Here is a 6,783-nt window from a genome sequence, read left to right on the forward strand (position 1 = left end):
CCTGACCGGCTGGTGGCGAGCATCGACGTCGACAAGCCGAATCTCGCGCGGATCTATGACTATTTCCTTGGCGGCGCGTGCAACTTTGCGCCTGATCGGGAGTTGGCCGACCGGCTGGTCGAGGTGATACCGGAGGCGGAGCGGGCGGCGCAGCAGAACCGGGCGTTCCTCGGCCGAGCGGTTCGGTTCTGTGCCGAACAGGGAATCCGTCAGTTTCTGGACCTCGGGTCGGGCATTCCCACCGTGGGCAACGTGCATGAGATCGCCCAACGGGTGGTTCCGGAATGCCGGGTGGTCTACGTCGACATCGATCCGGTCGCGGTGGCGCACGGCGAATTGATGCTGGAGGCCGACCATCGGGTCGATGTGGTGCTGGCCGACATGGTCGACACGGACAGGGTGCTCGACTCGGAGCCGGTGCGGCGCCTGCTCGACCTCCAAGCGCCCCTGGCCGTGTTGATGGTCGGCATGCTGCACTGGATCCCGGACGCGGTGGACCCTTGGCGGGCCGTTGCTCGGTATGTTGCCCTACGGCTACCGAGCCCGGCGGGTCCGGGTCACTCCGGCAGGCCGACGACTGCGCTGGCGCACCCGGCGGCTGATCGAACCGGTCGAAGCATCCACGGTGCGGATGATTTTCGTGTGGAGGGGCGAGGATCGCTTGTCCACCACGGAGATCCGTCGCCGACTCGCCGCGTCCCGCTACCCCGCGCCGTTCGACCCCGAGACGGGCGAGCCCGGCGGGTGGACGGTGGCGATGGTGCGGGCAATCCTGCGCAACCCGAAGTACCTCGGCCGACAGGTCTGGGGACGCACCCACCACGGCAAGCGGACTCCGCGAACTGACTGGGTCTTGTCGCAGGTGTGGGTTCACCCGCCGCTCGTGACCGCCGAAGAGTTCGCCGCCGCCGACCGGCGCTCGTGGCACGTCGCATCCTCGGCCAGGACCAAAGACCACTTGGCGAATTCGCTGCCGCCCGATCAACGGCGGGCCGCGTGATGGCCGCGAACCACTACTCGGACGGGTTGACGACCGGCGTCATCACGGCGCTGCAGCGGGAAGTCAACGATGAACTCCGGCGGGAGGGCTATCCCCGTTCAAGCAGAGCGGGTGGTCGTGGCGGTCCGGCCAGCCCCGGTCCGCAGGCGTCGGAGTGGCCACTTGTCACCACGAACCGGCGGCTCGCCGAGGCGGGATACCGGGCTACCGCCGACGGGGGTCACCGCGCCCGCTGTCGCCCGCGCTGCCAACGGTTCGGCGGCAGCGCGGGCGACAGTCCGGAACGGGCGTCCCGCCCGGCAGCGGCCGTGCACGAGTAGCGCCAACGGTATTCCGTCCCTCCGACGACCGCTCAGCATCCGGCGCGAAACATGAGTCCGTTCGCGACAGTGCGCGCGGGTTCTCGGTCGGCACGAAACATCTCCTGCGGCATCGCCACGGCTACGCCGTAGATAATTTACCGTGGCCTCCAAGCCCAGACTTTCGAGACCCTGCTTGGAGTTCCCATCCGCAATGAGGGACGGGTACGCACCGCGACCCAGCCCACATCCACCGAGTTAGAGCTGATGGCCCATCAAGAGGCGTAACACAACCGGTTTCTTGTCGTATACCTTCCCGTCTCGCTCACCGCACCCGGCCCATCCGGCAGTCCTGGACCGACACGACTTTGTCGAGGCTGCTCCCACCCTCCCCGGCGACCCCCGGCTCAGGCTGCCTCCAGCTTCACCAGGCCGCTACGACGACCCAGCAATGGACGGTCTCTCACCTCCATCCGAACCAACAGCGCCTCGTGGCGCACCGCAAAGTGGGCCAGAACCAGAACAAACTGGCCATTGGCAAACCCCACCACCAAGATCAACAAGGTAACGAGATCAACTAATTACACCGAAAAGTTGACAGCCCCTGATCCCGGTGCCGGTGTCCGCGCTGAACACCGGTAGTGCATGCCGTGAGGTGGATATCTGAATGCTACGTGGCCGGGTGACGGGCGGGTCGGGCGCGGGCGGGGATTTTGCGTTCTTGTGATGTATTGGTGGCCGCTCGGGCCGGCGTGATCTGTAAATCGAGTATCAATTGAGGGGTGGCAGCTGACCATCTGATCGGTTCGGTCCGAGAGAGTTGGGCCGTGGATCGCGGCCGGCGGTTCCGGGGACGTGGAAGTGGGGTGGGCGGCGTGGCGGAGTGCGACATTGGACCGGGTGGCTTGGCGAGGGGGGACCCGGGCCGGGCTGTCGGCGTTTCGGTCAGGGCGGATCACGAGGTGCTCCGGTTGGGGCTAGAGGTGATGATCAAGTCGCGGCCGGGGTTGAAGTTGCTTGATCCGTCGGAGTGGGACCGCGCGGACGTGGTCGTGGTGGTCCCGCGGTCCGCGCGGCTGACCGGGCTGGGCGGGCTGGTGGGTGACTGCCGGCCGAACCGGGTGCTGGTCGTCCTGCAGGGCCGTGCGGAGGGAACGTTGGCCGCGGCGGTGCGGGCCGGGGTGCGCGGGGTGGTCGGCGTCGACGTCAGCGGTGAGGAGTTGCGGGCGGCTGTCGCGGCCGTGTGGCGTGGCGCGTTCTACCTGGCGCCGGGGCTTGCTTCGCGGCTGGACGCCGAACTGGTCTCGCCGGGGGCGGCCGCGGCCGGTTGCGGAGTCGTGCCGGGATCGTTGACCGCGCGCGAGATCGGCACGCTGCGGCTGGTCGCCCAGGGGCTCACCCACCGGCAGGTCGCCCGCCGGCTGTCCCTGGCGGAGGCCACGGTCGACACCTACGTCAAGCGGATCCGCGCCAAACTCGGGGTGGGCAACAAGGCCGAGCTGACGCGCATGGCGGTCTCCCTCGGACTGATCGACGCGGTCCCCGGTCCGGCGCCGAACGGCCCGGGCGACCGCCACGCTGTCCCGACCATCGCGTAGGCACGTCACGGTGCGCCGCGGATCTCCGCTTCACGCCGGGCGGCGAGGCGCCGCAGCCGCAGGATCTGCCGGAGTCCGAGGAACATCGGAACGAACAGCACGCAGAACGCGGCCCGGAACGCCGGCAGCGAGTAGCCCGCTCCGTCGGGTGTCCACCAGTCCAGCACCACGCCGATGCCCAGCGTGGTCAGGGCGGTCGCGGAGAAGCCGCCCATGTTCACGATTCCCAGCGCCGTTCCGGTCCGCTCCGGCGGGTTGACCGGGCGGGCGTACTCGAGCCCGACCAGGCACGCCGCCGCGTTGCTGCCGAGCAGGAACACGAAAACGACGAGCAGCGCCATCGGAACCCGGCCGCCCGGCCAGCTCAGCACGACCACCCAGGACGCACCGGTCCCCAGAATGACCGTCAGCACCAGCGGGGTTCGAATTCCCTGGCGCTGGGAGACCAGCTGACCGAAAAGCAGCCCGAACGCCATGTTGCCGATCACCTCGAGGCTCAGCAGACCGCTCGCGGCCGGCCTGGACAACCCCTGCCCGAGAACGAGAAACGGCAGTCCCCACAACAGCAGGAACGACATGCCGGGAAACTGGCAGGTGAAATGCACCCACATGCCCATCCGGGTGCCCGGCTCGGCCCAGGCCGCGCGGAGTTGCGCCGGCACCGGGAGCCGGGCGGCCCGGCCCGGCCGGACGACCGGCTCCGGGTTGTCCCGCACGAACAGCAGGACGACGCCCAGCATGCCGAGGCCGGCCAGCGCGCTCACCGCGAACGTCGGCGTCCAGCCGGCCCGGAACAGCATCCAGGACAGCACCTCGGTGCAGACCAGGCTGCCCGCCATGCCGATCTGCGCGGTGAGCTGCACGATCAGCGGGTTGCGCCGGCCGGGGAACCAGCTCGCACCCAGCCGCAGCACGCTGACGAACGCCATGGCGTCGCCGGTGCCCAGCACGGCGCGGGCGGCGAGCGCCGCGGGGAAGGTGGTGGCGAAGGCGAAGCAGAGCTGGCCGGCGCAGAGCAGCAGGATGCCGGCGCAGAGCACCCGGCGCGGGCCGTACCTGTCGACCAGCAGCCCGGCGGGGATCTGCAGCACCGCGTAGAGCATGACCTGCGTGATCATGCAGGTGGACAGGGCCGACGCGCCGATGCCGAACCGTGCCGTCGCGTCCAGCCAGGCCACGCCCAGGCTGGTCCGGTAGACGACCGCCACGAAGTAGGCGGTGACGCCGACACCCCACACCAGCCACGCCGTGTGCCGGCGCGGCACGGGCCGCGCCCGATGCCGTGGGGAATCGGTGCGAAATTGCTGGACGGGCACTGACAATGCGCACTCCACAGGCGACTCGTCCGCCGAAGAAAGCTTGACCGGACCACCCTATGAAACGGTTCCGACCGGCACATCGTCCCGTTTCAGGCGACCGGCTGTGTCACCGTTTCCGGGGACAGCTGAACCGGAAAAAGGTAAGCATCCGTGACGCGACCGGAGAACTACTATTTCGTCCACACGAACGACCTTCGCGGACGGTTCACAACGCGGGAGGAATCATGGGTTTCGACCACATCATCGTGGGCGCCGGCTCCGCGGGATGCGTGCTGGCCGCGCGCCTGAGCGAGGACCCGGCCCGCACCGTCCTGCTGCTGGAGGCCGGTCCGGACTGGCCGGATCCCGCGCTGCTGCCGGCGGACCTGGCCAACGCGCTGACCGTCTCGGTGGCCGACCACGACTGGGGCTACGACGCCGAGGTGGTGCCCGGTCGCCGGCTGCCCTACGCCAGAGGAAAGGTCACGGGCGGGTGCTCCGCGGTGAACGGGGCCATCGCGCTGCGCGGCGTGCCGGGCGACTACGACGAGTGGGCCGCCCTGGGCAACGACGAGTGGGGGTGGCGGCGCGTGCTGCCCTACCTGCGCGGAATCGAGGACGATCAGGACGCGGACGGACCGTCGCACGCCCGCGGCGGGCCGGTTCCGATCGTGCGGTGGACCGAGCGGGAGCTCGTGCCGTTCCAGCGGGCCTACCTCGAGGCCTGCCTCGACCAGGGCTTCCGGTACGTGTCCGACCACAACGACCCGAGCAGCACCGGCGTGGGCCCGATTCCCATGAACCGGCGCGGCGGCCGGCGCGTCTCGGCGGCCGACGCCTACCTGGCCGCGGCGCGGACCCGCGCGAACCTGACCATCCGGCCCGGCTGCCTGGTGCACCGGGTGCTGTTCGACGGGGTGCGCGCGATCGGGGTCGAGGTGGAGTCGCGGGGACGCCTGGAACGGATCCACGGCGACCAGATCTCGCTGTCCGCCGGCGCGATCAACACCCCGGCCCTGCTGCTCCGTTCCGGCGTCGGCGCACCCGACCCGTTGCGCGCGCTGGACATCGACGTGGTCCTCGACGCGCCGAACGTCGGCGCGAACCTCATCGAGCACCAGCAGATCGCCGTCGGCCTCGTCCCCAAGCCCGGCGTCACCGATCCGAACGACCCCGACGTGCAGGTGCTCGTCCGCTACACCGCCCCCGGGACCGCCCGGTTCAACAACATGCAGCTCTACTTCGTCAGCCGGTACGTCCCGGCCACGCACCGGCCGATCAGCGTGATGAGCGTCCTGCAGAAGCCGGACTGCCGCGGCCAGGTCTCCCTGACCACCGCCGATCCGCACGCCCAGCCGAGCGTCGTGCTCAACTCCTACGGCACGGCGGAAGACCAGCGCATCGCCCTGGACGGGCTGCGGCTGTGCTGGGACATCGCCAACTCCGCGCCGGTCCGCGCGCTCAGCAAGGGGACGGTGGACACCCTCACCGCGCGGCAGGTCGATGACGACGACGCCCTGCTGGACTACCTGCGCGAGCATTCCGCCACGATCTGGCACCCGGTCGGGACCTGCCGGATGGGCCCGAGCCACGACCCGTTCGCCGTGGTGGACCAGTACCTGCGGGTGCACGGCACGGAGAACCTGACCGTGGTCGACGCCTCGGTGATGCCCACGCACGTGAGCGCGAACCCCAACCTCACCTGCTACGTCATCGGCGAGCGCGCCGCGGCGTGGCTGGCCGGCGACCGTATGGCGCGCACGGTACCGGCCGGGCGCGAAACCGTTGGCAGATAAGGAAACCAGGGATGCCACAGAGCAACCAGCGCCGGGGCACGGTCGGCGTGCTCGTCGAGGAGCACTTCGATCCGGACGAGTTCCGGGCCTTCAACACCGCCCTGCCGCGCCAGGGCTACGCGGTCGAGTACCTGTCCCGCCTGTGGGGCCACGACTCGCTCACCTTCTGGTCCAACACCGAGCGTGGCCGGGCGGCCGAGCACGTCACGGTCACCCGGGACGTCGCGGACGCCGACCCCGGCACCTACCGCGGGCTCATCGCCATCGGCGGGTACGCCATGGACCGGTTGCGGTACCAGGAAAAGGTCCACGGGCCGGCCGAGCCGGCCACGGCGCCCGCGGTGCGGTTCCTGCGCGCGGCGGCGGCCACGCCCGGCCTGGTGACCGGCGCGCTGTGCCACGCCCTGTGGTTGTGGTGCGCCGACCCGGAGCTGCTCCGGGGCCGCCGGGTCACGTGCGCGCACAACATCGTTCGCGACGTCGAGAACGCGGGCGGCACCGTGGTGTACGCGGACGGAGCCACCGCGGACGTGGTCGTGGACGGCACCCTGGTGACCGCCCGCCATCCCGAGGTCGTCGGCGAGTTCCTGCGCGCGTTCACCCGTGAGATCGAGCGAAACCAACTGGTCGGTTCGGCCAGTGCGGCCACGTCGAAGGGAGCCGGCCATGCCGGACGCTGAGCCGGTCCGAGCGGCCGTTCAGTCCTATGTAGACAGCTTCAACGTCGCCGACAGGGAGCTGTTCCTGAGCCTGTTCAGCGAGACGGTGCGGCAGATCGATCCCGTGGGCACC

At 70.0% G+C, this 6,783-nt stretch carries 6 protein-coding genes and 1 pseudogene; 5 read left to right on the forward strand and 2 right to left on the reverse strand.

The genetic code is table 11. The annotated features are described in order from the left end of the window. Window positions 1-12: 12 nt before the first annotated feature. Both VGR06_RS22585 and VGR06_RS22590 read left to right on the forward strand, forming a co-directional pair. Window positions 13-468: pseudogene (locus VGR06_RS22585) on the forward strand (SAM-dependent methyltransferase); the annotation flags it as partial. 52 nt (window positions 469-520) lie between these two features. Further along, window positions 521-1,000, forward strand: a complete 480-nt coding sequence (locus VGR06_RS22590) for a recombinase family protein (RefSeq protein ID WP_327561101.1) — start codon at window positions 521-523, stop codon at window positions 998-1,000. 706 nt (window positions 1,001-1,706) lie between these two features. Here VGR06_RS22590 and VGR06_RS22595 read toward each other — a convergent pair. Then, window positions 1,707-1,853, reverse strand: coding sequence for a hypothetical protein (locus tag VGR06_RS22595; protein ID WP_327561102.1), 147 nt, complete (start codon window positions 1,851-1,853; stop codon window positions 1,707-1,709). 417 nt (window positions 1,854-2,270) lie between these two features. Here VGR06_RS22595 and VGR06_RS22600 point away from each other — a divergent pair, with 417 nt between their 5' ends. Continuing rightward, the gene (locus VGR06_RS22600; protein WP_327561103.1) at window positions 2,271-2,897 is read left to right on the forward strand and encodes a response regulator transcription factor; all 627 of its coding nucleotides are present in this window, start codon (window positions 2,271-2,273) and stop codon (window positions 2,895-2,897) included. Between the two features lie 5 nt (window positions 2,898-2,902). Here the strand turns inward: VGR06_RS22600 and VGR06_RS22605 are convergent, their stop codons facing one another. After that, on the reverse strand, window positions 2,903-4,162 hold the full coding sequence (locus tag VGR06_RS22605; RefSeq protein WP_327561104.1) for an MFS transporter: 1,260 nt from the start codon (window positions 4,160-4,162) through the stop codon (window positions 2,903-2,905). 278 nt (window positions 4,163-4,440) lie between these two features. Here VGR06_RS22605 and VGR06_RS22610 point away from each other — a divergent pair, with 278 nt between their 5' ends. Then, a complete protein-coding gene (locus VGR06_RS22610; protein ID WP_327561105.1) occupies window positions 4,441-5,991 on the forward strand; it encodes a GMC family oxidoreductase in 1,551 nt (516 codons plus the stop codon). An 11-nt stretch (window positions 5,992-6,002) separates the two neighbouring features. Beyond that, entirely contained in the window at window positions 6,003-6,671 is a 669-nt protein-coding gene (locus VGR06_RS22615) for a DJ-1/PfpI family protein (protein ID WP_327561106.1), read from the forward strand. The last annotated feature ends 112 nt before the right edge of the window (window positions 6,672-6,783 follow it).

Source organism: Actinophytocola sp. (assembly GCF_036002505.1).
GTDB lineage: Bacteria > Actinomycetota > Actinomycetes > Mycobacteriales > Pseudonocardiaceae > DASYTH01.

Bases quoted from the DNA above. Each gene is read 5' to 3' on its own strand.
- VGR06_RS22610 (WP_327561105.1), top strand. From the start codon at position 4,441: ATGGGTTTCGACCACATCATCGTGGGCGCCGGCTCCGCGGGATGCGTG.
- VGR06_RS22615 (WP_327561106.1), top strand. From the start codon at position 6,003: ATGCCACAGAGCAACCAGCGCCGGGGCACGGTCGGCGTGCTCGTCGAG.
- VGR06_RS22590 (WP_327561101.1), top strand. From the start codon at position 521: ATGTTGCCCTACGGCTACCGAGCCCGGCGGGTCCGGGTCACTCCGGCA.